The organism is Paraburkholderia ribeironis, assembly GCF_900019265.1.
GTDB classification, from domain to species: Bacteria; Pseudomonadota; Gammaproteobacteria; order Burkholderiales; family Burkholderiaceae; genus Paraburkholderia; species Paraburkholderia ribeironis.
This window is the reverse complement of the sequence record NZ_CYGX02000140.1, coordinates 1-2,652: the sequence shown is the minus strand read 5'-3', so window position 1 is coordinate 2,652 and position 2,652 is coordinate 1. Positions and strand designations below refer to the sequence as shown.

At 54.0% G+C, this 2,652-nt stretch carries 2 protein-coding genes; both read right to left on the bottom strand.

Annotated features, from left to right (window positions below):
- Window positions 1-1,900 (bottom strand): hypothetical protein (locus BN2475_RS32330; RefSeq protein WP_143326030.1); only part of this gene is annotated, 1,900 nt, incomplete at its 3' end.
- On the bottom strand, window positions 1,890-2,345 hold the full coding sequence (locus BN2475_RS32325) for a hypothetical protein (protein ID WP_143326028.1): 456 nt from the start codon (window positions 2,343-2,345) through the stop codon (window positions 1,890-1,892). The genes BN2475_RS32325 and BN2475_RS32330, both read right to left, overlap by 11 nt.
- Window positions 2,346-2,652 lie beyond the last annotated feature (307 nt).

Genomic DNA, 2,652 nt, shown 5'->3' with positions numbered 1-2,652 from the left:
GAACCGGGTCAACCTCAAAGTCCACTCGCGCGCGATCAGAATTACCGTCGACGCCGGATTTGGTTAGCCCGAGCGGATCGAAAAAGCTCTTGACCATGTTCATGGTCTCCTGCCGCTGCATGTCCGCGACATCCTGATTTTCTGCAGTCTGCAACCCCAATGTGGCGGTATCAAGATCCTGATTTGCCATGGACACTTGCTGCGAAATCCTGTCGACTACCGATCGTTGATGCTCAACCTCGAGTTTGTAAACCTCCAGCTGGATTTCGACTCCGGTGTAGTTGGTGGAGAGATATTCCAGTGCGGGCGCAAAGCTGTCATCCAAGATCGTTCGCTTGATAATCCAGTCATGCCGAATCAGCCACGATTCATCCACCTCGTGGGGAGAGGGCACGTCATTTGCCACGAGAATGACCGGTGTGATCTTGTTCAACGTTTCCGAGACCTTGTAGCGGCGCTGCAACTCATAGAACAGATACGTCACCGTCAGTTCATCGTTTGGATTTCGGATCTCTCGGTAGCTGGTGGATTCTTCCTCGCGGCTTTCGTCAGTAGTGACTTCGGTCCTATGCTCATTGCGAAGTTCCTGTGCCGACTTCGATACGGCCTCGTGAAAATCCCTCTTGGTCTGCGCAGACTCTATCGACTGATCCTGTCCTTGTTGGATTCCCGCACTGACCTTGTAAATTGCGTCGTTTCCGAAGCTACCCGAGGCGTTCTGCTGAAAGTTCGAGCTGTTCTTTGCGCGACTGACAATTTCACCGTCCAATCTCGTGGCGTCACTTGAGTCATCCTTCGCGACACGTAGGGAGTCGTCAATCTCCCTGACGTTTCGCTTCTTTTGAATAACGGTCCTGGTCGTATACTTCCTTACTTCCTGAGGCGCCAGCGGAATCGTCGATACGAGGTTGCCAACCTGATAGGAAATGGGTGTCCAATGCTGGCGGTAATTAATCAGCAAAGCATAGTTGACAGAGTTGGGAGCGAATACGTCAAACACGTACCGCTCCTTCAGGATCTGATCGAACGAGCTGAGCAGTTTCTGAATATTCAACGTTGTGTTATCGGGGGCGTTTTGCAGTGATCCAATCAGGCCATTGATGTCCGACAGAATTCCGTTCAGGAAGTCATATCGTGTTTTGGAAGGGGTGTTGTCCTTCACCACAGTAAAAGGGTTGCTAGTGACGCCGCCCTCTGTTCCCACCCTGTCATCGGGCCAATTCCCATCGTTCATCTGTCCGGCGTGCATGTCTTTCGACCAGCTCCCGGCTCGATTGACCTGGTTGAAGAGGTCCGCGCAGGTGTTGACGAGGCGCTGCACGATCGTGGCTAGTTGGCTGTATGCTGGCGGAATGTTTCCCGTTTCCAATCCGAACTGTTGCTTGAGGAAGTCGACGAAGTTTGCAAGATCCTCGGCGCCGCTGATGTCGTTGATGTTCAGCGGTGTCCCGCCCGCTGTGGTGACGGCAGTCCCGTCAGTTAATTTGACGTTGCCTTTCTCATCGACCACCATGAATTCCTTGCTTCGGTCCTTGATGCGCTGGGGGCCCAACATTGCATCCATTAGCGCATTCCAGCGTTGGTACACGCCCTGGTCACTCGTGAGTTCCTGCCACACGTCCTCAAATGCCATCTGGAGGCGGTAGAAATCATGGTAAGAGTCGACATCGGTCGGCCCGGTTCTGAGTTCGAACGTGTCCACTGATCCGGGCACAGTATTGCCGCTCTGGTCGACCGTCCCATTGATGTCACCCAGAGACGGCCGGGACGGGACCGAAAAGTCGACTGAGCTCTCGGGTGCAGTTACCTTCGCGAAGAGGAGGTCGATATTGTCGGCGACCAATTTCGATGGATCACTGGACGCCGGGCCGCCGCCTTGACCTGTATTGTCATTGGCCATTGCCGCCTCCCGTCAAATCTTTGAAGAATGCGTCAATCGTTTTTTGGATCTGGATCTTCTCTGTCAGAGCGGAACCAGCGGTATAAAACTGCGTTCCGCCCCGAGCTTTATCTAGTGCCGACAAGAGGTCTTTGAGATCGATGATCATTTCTTGCAACATCTCTGTCGCGACGCGCGTCGCCGTGATGATGGTCATTCCTGGGCCTGAGGATGCCGTGGTTGTTTCGAATTGCTTCTTGATCGCCTCTCTTTGCTCTAAGGCTACCTTGCCGGGCTCCTTTAGGTAGTTCCGTGTCGAGGGGCGTTTTGATCGCTGGCTGAGGGTGAAATTGGACAGCGCTGCCTTCGCGTTCTCAACCGACATACGTGGGTGCGAGGCCGCTGCGGTGCCGCGCTCGTCGTGGGCCGTTGAATTGGAGTGCGCGCCCTCTTTCGAGTTTGACATGTAAGTCTCCTTCAAAGACGACTACGTTTTTTCGTCGTTCAGCGGAACAGCACAGTGGAAAAAGCGGGGCGTGACTACCTTCAACGTCATCACCGAGGACAGATTGGCGCTCGGCTTTGCTCTCCACCGTCGGAATGACCTTCTGATTGTTTCGTCATCCGCCTTCCTGTCGCTCAGTTTTGGGGCACCTGTCGACTCCTTCGTCATACGACGGAGTTACGAATTCCCGCCAACATAGCCTGAATATCACGGAGGCCGAGGCGGTGCCCGGCTTTGCTCCTAATGAGACTAGATCCTATGAGCATCC

What these genes read in the sequence shown, in the direction of transcription:
- BN2475_RS32325 (WP_143326028.1), bottom strand. Translation starts at nt 2,345, where the DNA reads ATGTCAAACTCGAAAGAGGGCGCGCACTCCAATTCAACGGCCCACGAC.